Annotated in this window: 17 protein-coding genes; 12 read left to right on the forward strand and 5 right to left on the reverse strand. The window is 68.1% G+C overall.

Going from position 1 to position 20,059, the window contains the following annotated elements; translation table 11 throughout:
- Positions 1-541 precede the first annotated feature (541 nt).
- The 11 genes from COA07_RS03020 (at position 542) to COA07_RS03070 (ending at position 13,513) form a co-directional block, all read left to right on the forward strand.
- Complete coding sequence (locus COA07_RS03020; protein ID WP_083956782.1) at positions 542-856, forward strand: STAS domain-containing protein; 315 nt, start codon at positions 542-544, stop codon at positions 854-856.
- Entirely contained in the window at positions 853-1,221 is a 369-nt protein-coding gene (locus COA07_RS03025) for a response regulator (RefSeq protein ID WP_066708845.1), read from the forward strand. The genes COA07_RS03020 and COA07_RS03025 overlap by 4 nt, the downstream gene beginning before the upstream one ends.
- Positions 1,218-3,188, forward strand: coding sequence for a chemotaxis protein CheA (locus COA07_RS03030; RefSeq protein ID WP_066708842.1), 1,971 nt, complete (start codon positions 1,218-1,220; stop codon positions 3,186-3,188). The genes COA07_RS03025 and COA07_RS03030 overlap by 4 nt, the downstream gene beginning before the upstream one ends.
- Positions 3,189-3,192: 4 nt before the next feature.
- A complete protein-coding gene (locus COA07_RS03035; protein ID WP_066708839.1) occupies positions 3,193-3,696 on the forward strand; it encodes a chemotaxis protein CheW in 504 nt (167 codons plus the stop codon).
- Positions 3,697-3,724: 28 nt separating this feature from the next.
- Entirely contained in the window at positions 3,725-5,653 is a 1,929-nt protein-coding gene (locus COA07_RS03040) for a methyl-accepting chemotaxis protein (protein WP_096640415.1), read from the forward strand.
- Between the two features lie 85 nt (positions 5,654-5,738).
- A complete protein-coding gene (locus COA07_RS03045) occupies positions 5,739-7,430 on the forward strand; it encodes a methyl-accepting chemotaxis protein (protein WP_096640416.1) in 1,692 nt (563 codons plus the stop codon).
- Positions 7,431-7,509: 79 nt separating this feature from the next.
- Entirely contained in the window at positions 7,510-9,309 is a 1,800-nt protein-coding gene (locus COA07_RS03050; RefSeq protein WP_096640417.1) for a methyl-accepting chemotaxis protein, read from the forward strand.
- A complete protein-coding gene (locus COA07_RS03055; protein WP_066707416.1) occupies positions 9,306-9,794 on the forward strand; it encodes a chemotaxis protein CheW in 489 nt (162 codons plus the stop codon). Before COA07_RS03050 ends, COA07_RS03055 begins: the two co-directional genes overlap by 4 nt.
- Before the next feature lie 77 nt (positions 9,795-9,871).
- Entirely contained in the window at positions 9,872-10,723 is an 852-nt protein-coding gene (locus COA07_RS03060) for a CheR family methyltransferase (protein WP_245841970.1), read from the forward strand.
- Positions 10,720-11,799, forward strand: a complete 1,080-nt coding sequence (locus COA07_RS03065) for a protein-glutamate methylesterase/protein-glutamine glutaminase (protein ID WP_066707419.1) — start codon at positions 10,720-10,722, stop codon at positions 11,797-11,799. Before COA07_RS03060 ends, COA07_RS03065 begins: the two co-directional genes overlap by 4 nt.
- Positions 11,800-11,812: 13 nt before the next feature.
- Positions 11,813-13,513 carry a hypothetical protein gene (locus COA07_RS03070; RefSeq protein ID WP_141396462.1) on the forward strand — a complete coding sequence of 567 codons (1,701 nt, stop codon included), beginning with the start codon at positions 11,813-11,815 and terminating at the stop codon, positions 13,511-13,513.
- Positions 13,514-13,536: 23 nt separating this feature from the next.
- Here the strand turns inward: COA07_RS03070 and COA07_RS03075 are convergent, their stop codons facing one another.
- The 5 genes from COA07_RS03075 to COA07_RS03095 all read right to left on the reverse strand — a co-directional run bounded on the left by COA07_RS03075 (position 13,537) and on the right by COA07_RS03095 (position 18,744).
- Positions 13,537-14,154, reverse strand: a complete 618-nt coding sequence (locus COA07_RS03075) for a response regulator transcription factor (protein WP_066707425.1) — start codon at positions 14,152-14,154, stop codon at positions 13,537-13,539.
- 164 nt (positions 14,155-14,318) lie between these two features.
- The gene (locus COA07_RS03080; RefSeq protein ID WP_066707436.1) at positions 14,319-15,227 is read right to left on the reverse strand and encodes an MBL fold metallo-hydrolase; all 909 of its coding nucleotides are present in this window, start codon (positions 15,225-15,227) and stop codon (positions 14,319-14,321) included.
- 22 nt (positions 15,228-15,249) lie between these two features.
- Positions 15,250-16,881, reverse strand: a complete 1,632-nt coding sequence (locus COA07_RS03085) for an AMP-binding protein (protein ID WP_066707437.1) — start codon at positions 16,879-16,881, stop codon at positions 15,250-15,252.
- 4 nt (positions 16,882-16,885) lie between these two features.
- Positions 16,886-17,506, reverse strand: a complete 621-nt coding sequence (locus COA07_RS03090; protein ID WP_245841971.1) for a TetR/AcrR family transcriptional regulator — start codon at positions 17,504-17,506, stop codon at positions 16,886-16,888.
- A 59-nt stretch (positions 17,507-17,565) separates the two neighbouring features.
- Complete coding sequence (locus COA07_RS03095; protein ID WP_083956708.1) at positions 17,566-18,744, reverse strand: iron-containing alcohol dehydrogenase; 1,179 nt, start codon at positions 18,742-18,744, stop codon at positions 17,566-17,568.
- Between the two features lie 123 nt (positions 18,745-18,867).
- Here COA07_RS03095 and COA07_RS03100 point away from each other — a divergent pair, with 123 nt between their 5' ends.
- Positions 18,868-20,046, forward strand: a complete 1,179-nt coding sequence (locus tag COA07_RS03100; protein ID WP_066707443.1) for a CaiB/BaiF CoA transferase family protein — start codon at positions 18,868-18,870, stop codon at positions 20,044-20,046.
- The last annotated feature ends 13 nt before the right edge of the window (positions 20,047-20,059 follow it).

The following is a 20,059-nucleotide window of genomic DNA, read 5'->3' on the forward strand; positions in this document are numbered from 1 at the left end:
ACCGCCCGCCCCGCCCCGCTCGCCAGCCGGCAGCGTATGTTGCCGATCATGATGAACGCGGGTGGTGAACGCGCTTCTTGCGCAATCGATCGACATCGCGGAACCCGCGCGCGTGTCGGAGTCGCCGTCCCGGCTGCCCGCCCTACCCGAAGAACGCCGGTTTTCCGTTGGGTTTGGCACCCTTAGCCTAAAGTCTAATGATCGACGTCAGGACTTGCAGGGGCTGCGCAAGGCGTAAACCGAAGGTCGCCACACGTATTAATACCTACGCGCCGACAACTGCTCTGTTACCACATTTCCCTATCCCGGGGTGCACGGGCCGAATGGAGGAGCCAGGGTTTCCCGACCCCCTGCATCTCCACCGGACATCGGATGGTCAGCAGGGCGCAGGACGTCGCCGCTTGATGGGCCATTGGAACGCGAATGCCGGCTGAGCCGGCGCAACTCGATCGACCGTCGTGCGGGGGGCGCGGCGGATGGAACGGGCTTCGACGTCGCGGGGATCACCGCGGGGTCAAGTCGCATCGAAGGATTGTCGAACATGTCGATCACTACGGTGACCGCGGCGGAGGACCTGTGTCTTCCGACGATCGGTACGCTGGCCGCCGAACTGACGGACGCGCTGAACAACGGCGATCCGGTCCGGCTGGACCTGTCCGCCGCTGCCGCGCCGGACCTCAGCGTGCTGCAACTGGTGGAATCGGCGCGCAGCACCGCCGCCGCTGAGCAGCGCGATTTCGCCTTGGCCGCGCCGGCGAACGCCACGGTGGCCGCGCTGCTGGACCGCGCCGGCTTCCTCACCGCCCTTTCCGACGATGACCGTCGCTTCTGGTTCCACGGAGATACCGAGCAATGACCGCTTCCATCCTTACCGTCGATGACAGCGCCAGCCTGCGCATGGCGATCCGCATCGCCCTGTCGGGCGCGGGCTATGCCGTGACGGAGGCATCCGATGGCGCCGAGGGCCTGGCGAAGGCGACGGCGCAGCGGTTCGACCTGATCGTCACCGACCTGAACATGCCGAACATGGACGGGCTGGAGATGATCCGCGCGCTGCGCCAGCAGCCCGCACAGGCCGGCATCCCGATCATCTTCCTGACCACCGAGTCGGACGATGCGATGAAGGCGCAGGCCAAGGCCGCGGGCGCCACCGGCTGGCTGGTGAAGCCGTTCCAGGCCGAACAGCTGATCCGCGTCGCGCAGAAGGTGCTGGCACGGTGAGCGAGGATCCCACAGCAGCCTTCCGCATCGAGGCGGGCGAGCTTCTCGAACAGGTCGAACAGGGCCTGCTCGACCTGCGCGACAACCTCAGCGACATGGGCCTCGTCAACGCGGTGTTCCGCGGGCTTCACACGCTGAAGGGTTCGGGCGCGATGTTCGGGTTCGATGCCCTGGCGGGCTTCACCCATCATTGCGAAACCGCGTTCGACCGCGTCCGCAAGGGCGACGTGCGCGCAACGCCCGATCTGGTCGACGTCATCCTGTCGGCGGGCGATCACATGCGCGCGCTGGTCGAAGGCGACGCGCCCGAAGCGACCGGCCAGGCGATCCTGTCCCGGCTTGCCGCCGCGGTCGATGCCGCCGCGGGCGGCGGCAGCGCCCCCGCCCCTGCCCCGGCCGCCCCGGCGAAGAAGGGCTGGAAACTGTCGTTCCGCCTGCCGGCCGATGCGATGGCGAACGGCACCAACCCGCTGGCGCTCCTCGACGAACTGCGCGCGCTGGGCGAAACGACCATCGTCGCGCGCACCGACGCGGTGCCGCCGCTGGCCGACCTGGTGCCCAACCACTGCCTGATCGGCTGGGACTGCACGCTGATCGGCGACATCTCGCACGACGCGATCGAGGACGTGTTTCTGTTCGTCATGGACGACATGGAGATCACAATCGAGCCGCTGGCGGTCGAGGATGCGGGCGCGGATGCCGATCCGGTCGCACAGGTCGCGGTCGAGGCTGCCGTCGCCGCCCCCGTGGCCGCAAACGATCAGCAGGACCGCCGCGCCGCCACCCGCACCCAGGGCGAGCATGTCCGCGTCCCCGCCGAGCGCCTCGACGAACTGATGGATCGCGTCGGCGAACTCGTCATTGCGCAGAGCCGGCTGTCGCAGCTCGCGCACCACGGCAACGACCTGTCGCTGCGGTCGGTGTCGGAGGAGATCGAGCGGCTGGCGGGCGAGATGCGCGATACCATGATGGTGCTGCGCATGGTCCCGGTTTCGACGCTGTTCGGCCGCTTCCGCCGCCTGATCCTCGATCTGGCCAACGAAACCGGCAAGGCGATCGAGCTGGTGACCGAGGGCGAGACGACCGAGGTCGACAAGACCGTGATCGAACGGTTGTTCGACCCGCTGGTCCACATCATCCGCAACTCGTGCGACCACGGCCTGGAAAAGGCCGAGGACCGGATCGCCGCGGGCAAGCCCGCCAGCGGCCTCATCCGCCTCAGCGCGCACCAGGCCGGCGGCGAGGTGCTCATCACCATCACCGACGACGGCCGCGGCATCGACCGCGAGCGTGTGCGGGCGAAGGCGGAGGCCAACGGCCTGATCCAGCCCGGGCAGGTGGTGAGCGAAGACGAACTGCTCGGCATGATCTTCCATCCCGGCTTCTCGACCGCGGCGCAGGTGACCAACCTGTCCGGGCGCGGTGTCGGCATGGACGTGGTGAAGCGCACCATCGAAAGCCTGCGCGGCTCGATCGACGTCAAGAGCGTGGCGGGCCAGGGTTCCACCATCACGCTGCGCATTCCGCTGACGCTGGCGATCATCGAAGGGCTGCTCGTGCGTGTCGGCGAGGGGCGCTACGTCATTCCGCTCGCCGCGGTCGAGGAATGCCTGGAGCTGTCGCTCGAGGAGGATCTGCGTTCGCGCGGGCGCAGCATCATCACGCTGCGCGAACGGCTGATCCCGTTCCTTCGCCTTCGCGACCTGTTCGTCACCGGGACCAAGCCGGACACCTACCAGAAGATCGTCGTCGTCGGCACCGGCGCGGAGCGCGTCGGACTGGTCGTCGACCAGATCATCGGCAACCACCAGACCGTCATCAAGGCGATGTCGCCGCTGCACCGCAACGTCGCGTCCTTCGCCGGGGCGACCATCCTGGGCGACGGCTCGGTTGCCCTGATCCTCGACATCGCCCAGCTCGTTGCGCTCGGCCAGCCCAGGGAGGAGCGGCGCATCGCCGCTGCGTAAGCCTATGCCGTATCACAAGATTCCCAACTGGACGCCGGAACAGGGGCTGGAGGTGCTGACCTTCGGCCTGGGCGGCGAAACCTTCGCCCTCGAGGCGGGCATCGTGCGCGAGATCCTCGACGTCATGCCGCTGACCCAGGTGCCCGGCGCCGACGAGATGGCTGCGGCGGTCATCAACTTCCGCGGCCGCATCGTGCCGCACGCCGACCTGCGGGTGTCGTTCGGGATGGACCGGCACAGCACCACTGCCGACAGCCGCATCATCGTCATCGAGCTGGAGCTGGACGGCAATCCCACGCTGATCGGGCTGGCCGCGGACCGGGTCAACGAGGTCACCGTCCTCCACGCGCTGGATGCGGAAGAGCCGCCGGTGATCGGCATCCGCTGGCCGCGCGAACACATCCGCTGCCTGGTCCGGCGCGAGGGCGACGTCGTCGTTCTGCCGGACCTGCCCCACCTGTTCGCGCGCCTCACCGGCAACAGCGCCGAACCCGCCACGCTGCATTGAACCGATAATTCCCGGAGAGGATGCTTCCATGCGCTTCCACGTTTCCCTGAAAGGCTCGTCCCACGTCGACGTCGCGACCAGCGAGATCCGCCGGCTCCAGCGTGCTCACGCGGGCGGCGACACCAGCCAGCGCGCCGACCTGTCCTTCGCGACCGGGCCGATCCGCGACCTGCTGATGTCGGTGAACGAGCTGCTTGACGGCACGGCGGTGCCGGCGGCCGACTTCACCAAGGGGCTGGTGCGCATGACGGCCGAGCACGACCGGGGCGACATCGACGCCGTATTGCCGGTCGAGGCCTTCCACGGCGACCTCGCGGTGGCGGCCCGTGCCGTCAACGACCTGGTCGGCAGCCACATTGCGGTGAAGAAGCAGGCAATGGCCTGCATCAGGCAGTTCGGCGAGGGCGACTTCGACGCCCCGATGGAGCAGCTGCCGGGCAAGAAGGCGTTCATTAACGACACGATCGAACAGCTGCGCAGCAACCTGAAGGGGTTGATCGCGGAGATGAACCTCATGTCGGCCGAGCATGACAAGGGCGACATCGACGTGTTCGTGCCGGTCGACCGCTTCCGCGGCGACTTCGCCGTGATGGCGAAGGGGCTGAACCTCATGGTCGCCAACCACATCGCCGCGAAGAAGAAGGCGATGGCCTGCATCAAGCAGTTCGGCGAGGGCGACTTCGACGCCCCGATGGAACAGCTGCCGGGCAAGAAGGCGTTCATCAACGACACGATCGAGCTGCTGCGCGCGAACTTCAAATCGATCATCGGCGAAATCCAGCGCCTGATCGACGCCTCCACCGCCGGGCGCCTCAGCGAGCGCGGCGACGCCGCCCGCTTCCAGGGCGACTTCGGCCATGTGATCGGGGGCATCAACGGGATGCTCGATGCGATCCTGCTGCCGATCGGCGAGGGCAATCGCGTCCTCGACCTCGTCAGCACCGGATCGCTGCTGGAGCGCGTCGAGATCGACTGCGAGGGCGATCACCGCCGGATGAAGGATGCGATCAACAACCTAGTCGACAATCTGACCGGCTTCGCCGCCAACGTCGCCGCTGCCGCAGAGCAAGTCGCCGACGGCAGCCAGCAGCTGTCGAGCGCCTCCGAACAGGTGTCGGGCGGCGCGACCGAGCAGGCCGCGGCGGCAGAGGAAGCGTCCGCCTCGATGGAAGAGATGGCCGCCAACATCAAGCAGAACGCCGACAACGCCAGTCAGACCGAAAAAATCGCCCGCCAGTCGTCGCAGGACGCCGAACAGAGCGGCGTCGCCGTGCAGAAAGCGGTCGTCGCGATGCGCACCATCGCCGAGAAGATCGGCATCGTGCAGGAAATCGCGCGGCAGACCGATCTGCTGGCGCTCAATGCGGCGGTCGAGGCGGCGCGTGCCGGTGAGCATGGCCGCGGTTTCGCGGTCGTCGCCGCCGAGGTCCGCAAGCTGGCCGAACGCAGCCAGAGCGCCGCATCGGAGATCAGCGGCATGTCGTCCGACACCGTCGCCGCCGCGACCGAGGCCGGTGAAATGCTGTCCCGGCTGGTCCCCGACATCCGCCGCACCGCCGAGCTGGTGTCCGAGATCAGCGCCGCCTGCCGCGAACAGGATATCGGCGCCAGCCAGATCAACGAGGCGATCCAGCAGCTGGACCAGGTGACGCAGCAGAACGCATCCGCCTCCGAGCAGATTTCGTCGACGTCCAGCGAACTGGCCGGCCGCGCCGAAGAGCTTCAGGAAAGCATCGCCTTCTTCCGCGTCGCGCAGGACGTCCGCCCGGCCGCCGCGAAGCCGGCGGTGCGCAAGCCCGCCGCCAAGCCGGCCGCCGCGCCCAAGGCCGCGCCGAAGAAGCGCCCGGTTCGTCCGAACTCGGTCATCGACCAGCAGAACCGCGCCCGCGGCTTCGCGCTCGATCTCGATAGCGGCGGGCCGGACGGCGAGGACGCCGATTTCGGCCGCGCTGCCTGACCATATCCATCCCGCGGCACCATCACCGCCGCGATCATCCACACCCGGTCGACATATCGACCCATCCCCGGGGGGGGAACTGACAATGCGAGCAACGATCAAAGCGAAACTGGCCGGCACCTTCACCCTGGTGATCGCCCTGCTGTGTCTTGTCGTCGGCGTCGGAATGACGCGCGCCGGTGCGCTCAACGACATGATCCTTCAGGTCATCGACGGACCGGCGCGCCGCATCCAGCTGTCGCTGACCGCCGATGCGGATGTAGGCCGGGCGATCCGCGCCGAAAAGAACATGATGCTGACCACCGACGCCGCCGAGATGCGCGAGCTGGAGGCAAAGTTCGACGGGCTGGACGGCAAGATCAGGTCGAGCCTGAACGAGGGGCTGAAGATCGCGACCGAGCAGGGCCGGCCGGTGTGGACCAAGAGCCTGGAGGAATGGCAGGCCTATAAGACGGTCAGCGACCGCGCGCGAGACCTGGCGATGCAGAATCACAATGAGGAAGCCGGCCGCCTGTCGATGACCGAGGGGCGCCAGATCGCCACCCGTCTCAGCGATACGCTCGGCAAGCTGACCGACATCACGCAGGCGCAGCTGGTCAAGGCGAAGGTCGATTCCGCCGCGCTCTATGCCTCGGCACGTACCACGTTGCTGACCACCGCGATCATCGCGGTGCTGATCGCGATCGCGGGCGCCGTCTGGATCGCGCAACTGGTGTCGACCGGCCTTGCCAAGGTCAGCGAGGCGGTGTCCGCAGTCGCCGACGGCGACCTCAGCACCGAAGTGTCGGTCAAGAGCGACGACGAGATCAAGGACCTGGTCGACGTCGTCAACCAGATGACCGAGCGCCTGCGCGACACGATCGGGCAGACCGCGCTGGCGGCGCAGAATGTCGCAGCCGGCAGCCAGCAGCTCGCCTCCTCGTCCGAGCAGGTCTCGCAGGGCGCGACCGAGCAGGCCGCCGCCGCCGAGGAAGCCTCCGCGTCGATGGAGCAGATGGCGGCGAACGTGAAGCAGAACGCCGACAACGCCAGCCAGACCGAGAAGATTGCGCGCCAGTCCTCGCAGGACGCCGAGCAGAGCGGCGTGGCCGTGCAGAAGGCCGTCGTCGCGATGCGCACCATCGCCGAGAAGATCGGCATTGTGCAGGAAATCGCGCGCCAGACCGACCTGCTGGCGCTCAACGCCGCGGTCGAGGCGGCCCGTGCCGGTGAGCATGGCCGCGGCTTCGCGGTCGTCGCCGCCGAGGTCCGCAAGCTTGCCGAGCGCAGCCAGTCCGCCGCCGCCGAGATCAGCGGCATGTCGTCCGACACCGTCGCCGCCGCGACCGAGGCGGGCGAGATGCTGACCAAGCTGGTCCCCGACATCCGTCGTACCGCCGAGCTGGTGTCCGAGATCAGCGCCGCCTGCCGCGAACAGGATATCGGCGCGGTGCAGATCAACGAGGCGATCCAGCAGCTCGACAAGGTGACCCAGCAGAACGCCTCCGCGTCCGAGCAGATTTCCTCCACCTCCGAGGAACTGTCGAGCCAGGCCGAGGAGTTGCAGGAGAACATCGCCTACTTCCGCATCGAGGGCGCCGCCGACAAGGCCGCCCGCAAGCCCGCCGCCCGCAAGCCCGCCGCGCGAAAGGCAACGCCGACGAAGGCGGCGACCCGCCAACCGGCCGCAAAGCTGAACTCGGTCGCGCACCAGCAGGCCCGCGCACGCGGTTTCGCGCTCGATCTCAACACCGGCGGACCGGACGGCGAGGACGCCGAATTCGGACGCGCGGCATGATCCGCGCCGACGTCCGCCGGCCATTATCCACAGCCGTTCCGGCACCTGAATGCACGATCCACGGGGGGAATTGTTGACCATGCGAGCCACGATCAAAATGAAGCTGGGGGCGACCTTCGCCGTCCTCGTCATCCTGCTGTCCGTCGTCATCGGCGTCGGTGTCATCAAGATGGGCGTCCTGAACAGCGCCATCTCCGACGTCATCGCCGGCCCGGCGCGCCGCCTCTCGATCGCACAGGCGATCGACACCACGCAGAGCCAGATGCTCGCCGACCAGCAGTCGCTGGCGCTGAACACCGATCAGGCCACGATGAAGCTGTATTACGACCAGGTCGTCGCCGGTGAGAGCGACATGACCCGCAAGGTCAACGAGGGCCTGTCAGTGGCGACGGGAGAAGACAAGCCGCTGTGGGAAGCGGTCCGCAACGACTGGACCGAACTGAAGCCGACGTTCGATCGCGTCCGCGACCTGGGCTATGCCAACCGGAACGAGGAAGCGGCCAAGCTCAGCAACGAGACGCAGGCGCCGGTCATGAAGCGGCTGGCGGCCGACATCGCCAAGCTCAGCGATCTTCAGCGCGCGTCGATGAAGCAGGCCGATGAGGACACCAACGCGCTGTACAACAGCAGCCGGAACCTGATGGTGACCGTCGGCGTGATCGCCCTGCTGGTCGCGATCGCCGGAGCGGTGTGGATCTCGTTCATCGTGTCGCGCGGGCTGAAGACCGCGTCGGTCGCCATCGAGGCGGTGGCGATCGGCGACCTGGAACAGGACGTGAAGGTCACCACCAACGACGAGATCAAGGACCTGGTCGATGCGGTCAACCGCATGACCACCAACCTGCGCCAGACCGCGCAGCTGGCCGATACGATCGCGTCGGGTGACCTGACCGTCGATCACCAGCCGCTGTCAGACAAGGACATGCTGGGCCATGCGCTGGTGACGATGGTCGAGCGGCTGCGCGGCGTCGTTGGCGACACCACCATCGCGGCGCAGAACGTCGCGGCGGGCAGCCAGCAGCTGTCGTCCTCGTCCGAGCAGGTCTCGCAGGGCGCGACCGAGCAGGCCGCGGCCGCCGAGGAAGCATCGGCGTCGATGGAGCAGATGGCCGCCAACATCAAGCAGAACGCCGACAACGCAACCCAGACCGAGAAGATCGCCCGCCAGTCGTCGCAGGACGCCGAGCAGAGCGGCGTGGCCGTGCAGAAGGCGGTCGTCGCGATGCGCACCATCGCCGAGAAAATCGGCATCGTGCAGGAAATCGCGCGCCAGACCGACCTGCTGGCGCTCAACGCCGCGGTCGAGGCGGCGCGTGCCGGTGAGCATGGCCGCGGTTTCGCGGTCGTCGCCGCCGAGGTCCGCAAGCTGGCCGAACGCAGCCAGAGCGCCGCATCGGAGATCAGCGGCATGTCGTCCGACACCGTCGCTGCCGCGACCGAGGCGGGCGAGATGCTGACCAAGCTGGTGCCCGACATCCGCCGTACCGCCGAGCTGGTTTCGGAAATCAGCGCCGCCTGCCGCGAACAGGATATCGGCGCGGTGCAGATCAACGAGGCGATCCAGCAGCTCGACAAGGTGACCCAGCAGAACGCCTCCGCATCCGAGCAGATCTCGGCCACATCGGAGGAACTGTCGAGCCAGGCCGAGGAACTGCAGGAAGGCATCGCCTACTTCCGCGTCGACGGCGTGGGCGGCGGCAAGAAGCCTGCCGCACGCAAGCCGGCCGCGCGGGCCGCTGCGCCGAAGGCAGCGGCGAAGAAGCCGGCGCCCAAGGCGAACTCGGTCGCCGATCAGCAGGCCCGTGCGCGCGGTTTCGCGCTGGACCTGAACACCGGCGGCCCGGACGGCGAGGACGCCGAATTCGGACGCGCGGCATGACCGCGGGCGGCCAGGACATCCAGGTCGTGGTCTTCGGCCTCGGGGAGGAGGAATTCGGCCTCCCCGTCGCCTCGGTCCGCGAAATCCTGGACCATCGCACCGCGTATCGGGTGCCCAACGCACCCGCGTGGTTCCTGGGGCTGACCGACGTGCGCGGCCTGTCGGTGCCGATGGTGGACCTTCGCGTCCGCCTCGGCATGGCGCCCGCCGACGCCACGCTGGCGACCCGCATCCTGGTGGTCGACGTGCCGGTGGGCAGGGAAACGCCGCTGGCGCTGGGCCTGGTCGTCGACCGGGTGCTGGACGTCAGCACCTTCGCCCCCGGGTCGGTCGAGGCATCGCCCGACATCGGCGGGCGCTGGCGGTCCGAACAGATCGAGGCGATCCTGCGTCGCGACGCCGGTTTCGTCGCGCTGCTCGATGCCGCGCGCCTGTTCGGCTCCGACGGCCATGACACGCTCGCCTCGCTGGCGATCGCCGCCTGACGGCCCCGTCCCCGGCCGCCGCACCAGCGCGGCGGCCGGCCCCTTCCATCGGCGCTGAGACGCGCAGGAGCCTTGCCTTGAGCCACCCCGCCCGCGCGGCCCTCCCCGACGATACGCTGCAGAAGCGCGATTTCGATCGGCTGGCCACCTACATCTACGACAAGGCGGGCATCCGCCTGGTTCCGGCCAAGATCACCATGATCGAGGGCCGCCTGCGCCGCCGGGTCCGGGCCAACGGCCTGTCGAGCCTGCGCGACTATTGCAGCTGGCTGTTCGACGGCGGGCATCTGGAGGCGGAAAGCGAGCATCTGCTCAACGCGGTCACCACCAACAAGACCGATTTCTTCCGCGAGCCGAAGCATTTCGACTATCTGATGGGCCACGCCCTGCCGGCGATGCAGAAGGCCGGTATCCGGCGGCTGCGGGTGTGGAGCGCGGCATGTTCGACCGGCGCCGAACCCTATACGCTGGCGATGCTGCTCGACAGTTTCGCCACCGATCACCGCGGGCCGGAATATGGCATCTTGGCGACCGATCTCGACAGCGAGGTGCTGAAGATCGCGCGGCGCGGCGTGTTCCCCGCCGCGATGCTGGATCCCGTGCCGGTCCAGCTGCGCAACCGCTATGCGCTCAAGGCCAGCGACCCGAAGCGCAGCGAGATGCGGATCGTGCCCGAACTGCGCTCGGCGATCGGCTTCGCGCAGATGAACCTCATGGATGCCCGCTATCCGGTGGGCGATCCCATGGACATCATCTTCTGCCGCAACGTGCTCATCTATTTTGACAAGCCGACGCAGGAAAAGGTCGTGCGCCGGCTTACCGACTGCCTGCGGCCCGGCGGGCTGCTGTTCCTGGGCCATTCGGAATCGATCGCCGGCTTCGACCTCCCGCTCACCACGGTCGCCAACACCGTCTTCCAGAGGAAATGACCATGCCCAAGCCCATTCGCGTGCTGGTCATCGACGACAGCGCCAGCGTCCGCCAGGCGATGACCGCGATCCTGTCCGCCGATCCGGAGATCGAGGTGATCGCCGCCGCGGCCGACCCGTTCGCCGCCGCGCGCCACATCCAGGAAGAAATCCCGGACGTCATCACCCTGGACGTCGAAATGCCGCGGATGGACGGCATCACCTTCCTGCGCAAGCTGATGTCGCAGCGCCCAATCCCGGTGGTCATGTGCTCCTCGCTGGTCGAGGAAGGCTCGGACACGCTGCTCCAGGCGCTCGACGCGGGCGCGGTGGACGTCATCCTCAAGCCGCGCGTCGGCGTCGCCGACCATCTGGCCGAGGCGCATCTGATGATTCGCGAGACGGTGAAGGGCGCGGCGCGCGCGCGCCTCGGCGCCCGCCGCCAGCGCACCACCGCGCCGGCGCAGAAACTGACCGCCGACGCCGTCCTGCCGCCGCCCACGGGCCGCGCGATGAGCCGCACGACCGAGATGGTGGTGGCGATCGGCGCCTCCACCGGCGGGACCGAGGCGCTGCGCGAGGTGCTGGAGGCGCTGCCCGCCAATTCGCCGGGGATCGTCATCGTCCAGCACATGCCCGAAAGCTTCACCCGCGCCTTCGCAAGGCGGCTCGACGGCCTGTGCCAGATCGACGTCAAGGAGGCTGAGGACGGCGACACCGTCATGCGCGGCCGCGCGCTGATCGCGCCCGGCGGGCTGCGCCACACGATGCTGGAACGGCAGGGCGCGCGCTATGTCGTGTCGGTGCGCGAAGGGCCGCTCGTCTCGCGCCATCGCCCGTCGGTCGACGTACTGTTCCGCTCCGCCGCGCGCAACGCCGGTGCCAATGCGGTCGGCATCATCCTGACCGGGATGGGCGACGACGGCGCGCGCGGGCTGCTGGAGATGAAGCAGGCCGGCGCCCGCACCTTCGCGCAGGACGAAGCCACCTCGATCGTCTTCGGCATGCCGAAGGAAGCCATCGCCCGCGGTGCGGCCGATAAAGTGATCCCGCTGGGAAGCGTCGCACGCGAGCTTCTTCACGCTACCGCCCGCTGAAGGGGGACCGACGATGGACATGACGAAGCTGGCCGCAATCGGGGACGCGACCGCGCTGCCGCCCGCGACCGATGGCGCCTACCGCCTCCAGACCGGGATGACCGGGCTGGAAACCTGTTTCCGCGACGTGGGCGAGGCGCTGGCCGCCGCGATCGGTACGATCGACCGCATGGCCGGCGGGCTGGAGGACATCCGCCAGTCGCTGTCGCCCGAAACCGCCGGCGTGGCGGTCGAGCGGCTGCACGGCGTCGCGCACCGGCTCAACACCCTGCCCAGCCAGCAGCGCCGGCGCGCGGTGGAGGTCGAGACGCTGACCGGGCGCACCCGCGAGCTGCGGCGGCTGCTGGAGGAGATCGGCACGATCCTCGACCTGCTCGGCATCTATGGCGTGAACATCAAGATCGCCTCCTCGGGCGAACAGGCGTTCTTCGATTTCGTGACCGGCATGGACGAAAAGCTCGACACCGGGCGGCGCGAGGTGAAGCACATCACCCGCGAGCTGGATCAGTTCGGCCGCGTCGTCAACGACGTGCGCGCCGCCGACCGTCTGCTGTCGGAGGAAAGCGCGCGTACCGGCACCGGCATACCGGCCGAACTGACCGAGAATGCCAACGCGCTCCAGAACCACGTCGGCGCGGTGATGCGGACCACCGAACAGGTGGCGGGCATCGTGCGCACGGTGCAGGGGGAAGTGGCGCGCATCCTGGGCGCGATCCAGATCGGCGACAGCGTGCGCCAGCGCGCCGAACATTGCGTCACCATCCTGCACCGGATCCACGACCGCGAAAACACCGTCCCGCCGGGCGCGGTGGCGCATGTCGAGCGGCTGGTCGCGGCGCAACTGCGCGCGATGAGCGAGGATTTCCGGCGCGAGGTCGACGCCATCGTGGTGTCGCTCGAACGGCTGGTCCCGCTCGCCGACGAACTGCGCATGCTGCTGGCGGCGCAGGGCGATGGCGACGACGGCCAGATCCTCATCCGCCTCGAACAGGGCATTGCGCAGCTCGATTCGGTCACCCGCCAGCTATGCAACGCCGACAGCCGCCTTGCCTCGCTCACCACCTTCGTCAGCCAGACGCTAGGCGAGCTGGCCGAAGGGCTGGTGCGTATCCAGCATATCGCGGTCGACGTGCAGCACATCTCCGCCAACACGCGCCTGCTCTCGCGTCGCCACGGCGACAAGGGCCGCGCGGTGGCGGTGATCGCGCGCGAGATCGCGCCGTGCGCCACGCGGCTCGACCAGCTGGGTACCGCGATCAGCACGCTGATCACGGCGCTGACGACGATCGACCTGGTCCAGGAAGGCGGCACGATGGGCACGGACGCCTCGCTCGGGGAACCGCTGGCGGTCATCCGCTCCGCCTGCGCCAGTTCCAGCAGCGCGATGGCGCGCGGCGGCGACGAGGCGGACCGGATCATCGCCTCGCTACAGTCGAGCGCCACCGACCTCGGCAGCCAGCTGTCGTTCGTGGAAACCTCGCTCGCGGTCGCCGACGCCCTGTCGCTGCGCGCCGATGGGGTCGCGCCGGTGGACGGGGAACCGGGTGCCGAGACCGACGCGCTGACGGAACTGCTGCCGTGGATCTACCGCCTCTACACGATGGCGTGCGAGCGGGAGATACATGCGCCCTTCTTCCTGCCCGGCATGGCGCCCGCGACGCCAGCGATCGCCCCGGTGGTGACCTTCGACGACGACGACGACGGGCTGTTCTGACGGGGCCGGCCAGTCGGTCGTCCCTAGGCCGGCGGGATCAGCCCCGCCGCATAGGCCAGTCGCATCGCCTCGGGCAGGCTGGCGATCTCCAGCTTCGCCATCATGCTGGCGCGGTGCCCCTCCACCGTGCGCGGGCTGACGCCCAGCTCGCGGGCCACCGCCTTGTTGGGATGGCCCGCCACCAGCAGCAGCAGCACCTCGCGCTCGCGGTCGGACAGCTTGTCGATCCGCTCGCGGGCTGCGCGCGCACTGTCGTGAAGGTGGCTGTCCCACTCCAGCTTCGCCATCGCCTGTTCCAGCGAGCGGAGTAGCGCGGCGATCTCGAACGGCTTCTCGATGACGTCGAACGCACCCAGCCGCATCGCGCTGACCGTCGTCGCGACATCGCCGTGGCCGGTGACGATCAGCGGCATGAAATCGGGACGCAGCGCGCGCAGCGTCGCCAGAACATCGACCCCCGACATCCCCGGCATGTCCAGGTCGAGCAGGACGATGCCCCGCTCCAGATCGGGCAGCGCGTTGAGGAACTCGTCGCCGGAACGAAAGGTGCGGACCAGCATGTGCGTGCGGGTCGTCACCAGCTGATACAGCGAGGTGCGCATCGACAGGTCGTCATCGACGATATGGACAACGCCCTTCATGCCCGATCCGGTTCCGATTGCGCCATTGGTGAGAGGGACGACAGGAGGACGACGCCCCACCCTTATCACCCCCGCCCCGCCGAAATCCACCGCTCTCGCAAACCGCGCGGCATACGTGCGGGCGACGCCGCGAAACGATTGCGGGCAAGGCTCGTCGGCTTACCTCAGGAAGGGGCGCGATCAACGGACGGCATGATGCAGGCGAAGCCGTCGCCAGCCCGCTCGACGAAGGTGCTATGCGCTCCACCGAAATGCGCCGGGACCACCCGCGCCCGCGTGTCAGCCGCATCCGTCAGCACGCGCCGCCGCGTGGCGATCGCCAGCGCGGCATCCTCGCAGAAGCAGCTGTTCCAATCCGGCCGAAGCACCTGGACCGGGTGATGGATCACATCGCCCGTGAACAGCGCCCGTTCGCCGCCGTCCGCGATGTCGACGATCATGTGCCCTGGCGTATGGCCCGGCGCATGATGCATCCGCATGCCCGGCGCGATCTCCTCTCCGTCCGCCGCCAGCGTGGCGATCCCGGCGTCGAGGATCGGCTGAACGCTGTCCTCGAACACACCTTGAGCGACCCCGGCTCCCCGCATCGTCGCGAAATGCGGTCCGGCAGGATCCCAGACATCTCGATCGATCGCGGGGAACACATAACGTGCGTTGGGGAAGGTCGGCACCCAGCGTCCGTCGATCCGCATGGTATTCCAGCCCACATGATCGACGTGGAGATGCGTGCAAACGACCAGGTCGACATCCTCGCGCGCAACGCCCGCCTCATCCAACCGGGCAAGAAACGGTGTGGTCATTCCGCCCACGCTCGGCAAGCCGGGCCGCTCCTTGTCGTTGCCGGCACCGGTGTCAATCAGGACGGTCAGGCCGTTGCGACGCGCCACCCAGACCTGGAACACCGCTTCGATGATCCCGTCGTGCGTCAGGTGATCGGGCCGCAAGACGTCGCGGACGGTCGCGAAATAGGCTGCGTCATATTCCGGAAAAAGCTGCTCGGGGGTCGTGAATCCGCCCGACCACTCCTCCACCCGGCTCACCTGCCAGCTTCCGACGTCGAATTTCACGTCCACGTGTCGTCCCCCTCTCGCTACCTCATGCCAGCACTTCGCGCCGCACGCGCATCCCGGCCTTTTCGCGGTCGAAGGTGTCGGCGGTGATGCCCTCGCGTCGCAGATCGGTCTTCAACACCTTGGCGGTCGGCGTCTTGGGCAGTTCGTCGAGCACGCGGATGTACCGGGGCACCATGAAATAGGGCATCCGCTCGATCAGGAAGCTCGCCAGCGCGACGACGTCGATGGTGTGACCGGGTACCGCGGCGACGACGACCATCACCTCGTCCTCGGAAAACTCGCTCGCCACCGCGATCGCCGCCGCCTCGCGTACGTCGGGATGCGCGCACACCTCGACCTCGACCTCGAAGGACGAAATGTTCTCGCCCCGGCGGCGGATCGCGTCCTTGACACGGTCCACGAAGTAGAAATAGCCGTCGGCGTCGCGGCGAAACGCGTCGCCGGTGTGGAACCAGCCGTTGGCCCAGGCCTTCGCCGTTGCCACGGGATCGTTGTTGTAACCGCTGTTCAGCCCCCACGGCCGGTCCGAGCGGACGATCATCTCACCGATCTCGCCGACCGGCACCTCGCAATCATGGGCGTCGACCAGCCGCACCTCGACACCGGGCCGAACCTTGCCGCACGTGCCGCGCTTGGCCGGGTTGGCTTCCGAGACGATCGGCGAGGCGATCTCCGTCATGTTGAAGATGGTGTAGATGTCGATCCCGAACCGCTCCGTGATCGCCGGCGCGTCGTCGGTCAGCGGCACCATGAAGGCAACGCGGACGCTGTGATCGCGATCGGATGGCGACGGCGGCCGCTTCAGCAGGAACGTGGCCATGACGCCGAGCAGGAAGATCACCGTCGATTTCGTATCGCGCACCACGTCCCAGAACGTGTCGGTCGCGAACTTCTCGACGATCGCGACCGACGCGCCGCGCGCGAGCATCACGAACGGCGGCCCCATGCCGCCGATGTGGAATATCGGCGCGACGGTCAGGTAGCGGTCGTCCTCGGTCACCATCGGCCAGCTTTCCGGCCCCGCGTTCGAGAACATGTGGAGATAGGACGACAGGACCCCCTTCGACGGCCCCGTCGTGCCCGACGTGTAGATGATCGATTGCAGGTCCCACGGCTCGATCGGCCGCTCCAGCGGAGCGAGATCGGCCTCGACACCGTCCAGGGCGTCGAACGCCGTCGCGGGAAGCGGCGTCGCGCCTGAATGGGCACCGGTCAGCACCAGCTTCTCCAGGCGAGAGAGATCGACCTCGCCAAGCCGGTCGACCAGCGATGGATGAGCGATCATCAGCCGGGCTTCCGAATTGGCGATGACGTGCGCCAAGAGGTTGCCGCGATAGGCGGTGTTGAACGGCACGAAGACGGCGCCGAGATAGTTGATCGCGTAAAAGGCCAGTATCGCGTCGCGCCCGTTGGGCAGCCACACCGCGACGCGGTCGCCCTGCCCTACGCCCAGCTTCTGCAGTCCCGCCGCCTTGGCGATCACGCGGGCGCGCAGGTCGGCGAAGCTCCACTCCTTCCCGTCCTCGAAGATGATGTGGGTCCGGTCGGCGCGCTCCACCGCCCAGCGATCCAAGAGGTAGCGCAGCACGCAGGCATCCCGGTTCGGGATGCGGTGATCGGCGAAATCGCGCGTGGCGACGGACGAGAGGGTCATCGGTCTAGTCCCGTTGTTGAGGTACCAGGAGGCGCCCATCCGCATCGAGCCCGAGCATCCTCAGGCTGGCGCCGACGACTTCCTGGATCACGGCTTCGCGGTTACGGCGACCGCCCGGCCGGTAGATGTAGGTGATCCAGCTCAGCAGCCCGCCGATCCACACCGACATCGATGCGGCGTCCGGCAGGGCGATCAGCCCTTCCTCCACGCACGCCTCGATCAGCTTTCCGATGCGCAGATCGAATTCGTGTCGCAGCCGGATCAGCCGCTGGGCGTTGGCGCGGTCGAGGTTCATCATCTCGCGCTGGTAGACGACGACATATTCGTGGCGGTGCACGATGATGTCCGCCACCTCGACCAATGCCGCGCGCAGGCGGTCGAACGACGTGCCCGGCACCTGCGCGACGCGGTCCAGCGCGCTGAGCGATTCCGTCACGCCGACTTCGCAAATGGCGGCGAGGATGTCGCCCTTGTTGCGGAAGTAGGTGTAAAGGAACGGCTTCGTGACGTGAAGCTGCTCCGCGACCATGTCCAGCGTCGCCGCCTCATAGCCCTTGGCATGGATGAGGGCGCTCGCCGCGGCGAGGATGCGCTCGCGCTTGTAGGCGACGACGCTGGGCTTCATGCCCCGTCGCCCCCCGCCGGGGGACGACTTGATCGCTGGGATGGCGGCGGTGGCTCTGGTCATGCAGCCCTTCTGAGGATGTCGAGGACGTCTTCTGCCGTCCGTACCGGGCGGGGATTGGTCCGGCCCCATATATCAAGCAGCGTGTATTCCGCGACCTGCTGGAACCTGTCCGGCCCCACGCCGACCTCGGACAGCGTGCGCGGCATGTCGAGCCCCCGGATGAACCGATCGAGCAGATCGGCCGCGGGCGCATCCGCATCGCCGAGGCAGGCGCTGATGCGGCGCTGGCGGCTGTCGTCGTATTCGGCGTTCCAGGCAAGGACGTACGGCGACATGACGCAGGAACAATGGCCGTGCGGCACGTTGCAGGTGCCGCCTAGGATGTGCCCGATGGCGTGGCTCGCCCCCATCGGCACGCCGCCGATGATCGAGATCATCGACTGCCACGCGCCCACCTGGCACTTCAATCGTCCCTCCAGGTCGTTCGGATCGGCCTTCACGCGCGACAGGCCCTCCACCAGCAGGCGCAGCGCGCTGTCGGCAAGACCGTCTGCGAAGTCGTTCGACTTGTCCGACGACAGGGTTTCGACGGCATGATCGACCGACCGCACGCCGGTCGACAGGAACAGCCATGCCGGGGTGTGCACCGTCAGCGCCGGGTCGAGAACGACCATCACCGGCGCCATGTTGCGGTGCTCGTAGCCCTGCTTGTGCATCGTCACTTCGTCGGTCGACCCCGACAGCGCGTTGAACTCGCCTCCGGACAGCGTCGTGGGCACGCAGATGACACGAATGTCGTTGCCCACGCGCACCGGATTGATGACGTTGCCGACCGCGTCGACGTAGGTCCGAAGCGGCTCGAACGCCTCCACGCTGCGGACGTCGTGCTTGATCAGCAGCGCGATGATCTTGCCCGCGTCGGTGACCGAACCGCCGCCGACCGTGACGATAAGGTCGGCGTCGGCGGCACGGGCCGCGTCCGCCGCCTTGAGGACGTCGCTGCGCGGCGCGTGGGGGGCGATGCCCGAATGGGTCGCCGCGTGCCGCTCGCCCAGCGCCTGCTCGATCTTCGCGATCTCGTCGGTCTGTTCGCGCAACGTGGTGCTGGCGAGGATGAAGACGCGACGCGCGTCCATCCGCTCCGCTTGCTCGGTGATCACGCGCGCGGCGGGCTTCCCGATGGTGACGCGTTCGGTCGACGTGAACCCCATCTCGCCCTGATGTATCTCGGACATTCTGACCTCCGCATCTCTCCTGGCGCAAAGCTGCCATCCCCACCGGCTACTGTCCAGTAGATATTTTTAGAGCAAGCGTCACATCGCTTGACGTGATAGGCTACTCTTGAGTAGTTTTTATCGATGGAAGCCCCCCGCCCCGCTCAGGAAAATGCGACAGCGCGGCCGCTCGCCGGTGTTCGTGTCGTGGAGTTCGCCGGACTGGGGCCGACGCCCTTCGCCGCGATGATGCTTGCCGACATGGGCGCGCAGGTGCTGCGGATCGAGCGTGCGTGGCCACCCGCGGCAGAGCCTGGCCCGTGGAGCCGCGATTACCTGCGCCGTGGCCGCCCGGCGATCGTTCTCGACCTCAAGAGCGTGGATGGCGCGGAGGTGGCAAGGGAACTGATCGCCGCGGCCGATGTGCTGATCGAGGGGTTTCGGCCGGGCGTCATGGAGCGGCTCGGGCTTGGCCCCGATGCGGTCGCCGCCATCAACCCGCGCCTCGTCTACACCCGCATGACCGGGTGGGGGCAAAGCGGGCCGCTGTCCCACGCGGCGGGGCACGACATCAACTATCTCGCGTTGACCGGGGCGCTTCACCTCATCGGTCCGGCCGACCGCCCGCCGGTGCCGCCGGTGAACCTCGTCGGCGATTACGGCGGAGGCGGCATGTTCGCGGTCGTCGGGATCCTCGCCGCCCTGCTCGCGCGTGCGAGCGGCGGGCGCGGCCAGACGATCGACGCCGCGATGGTCGACGGCTGTTCGATGCTGATGACGCAAATCTTCTCCTGGACCGCGATGGGCGCATGGCGGCCGCAACGTGAGGCCAATCTGCTCGACGGCGGCGCCTATTTCTACCGCTGCTATGCCACCTCGGACGATCGCTACATGGCGGTCGGCGCGCTAGAACCGGCGTTCCACGATGCGATGCTTCGCGGCCTCGGCCTGGATCCGGCCGATTATGCCGACCGGCTCGACCCGGCGCATTGGCCGGCGCGTGCAGAGCGCATCGCCGCCGCATTCGCCACGCGGACCCGCGACGAATGGGCGGCCCGGTTCGCCGACCTGGACGCCTGCGTCACGCCGGTTCTGACGATGGAGGAAGCGGTCGCGCATCCCGCCAACCTGGCACGCCACGTCCATTGCCCCGCCCCCGGCGGCACCCAACCCGCGTTCGCGCCCCGGCTCGACCTGACGCCCGGGGTTGTCGGCGAGATGCCCGGTCCGCCGGGCGCCGACGCCGCGGTTCACCTGGCGAGGTGGGGCATCCCTCAACACCGCATCGACCAGATCATGGGCGCGATGCGCCCTCCCGCATGACCCGAACAGGAGC

It is taken from the genome of Sphingomonas adhaesiva (genome assembly GCF_002374855.1).
Taxonomy (GTDB): Bacteria; Pseudomonadota; Alphaproteobacteria; order Sphingomonadales; family Sphingomonadaceae; genus Sphingomonas; species Sphingomonas adhaesiva.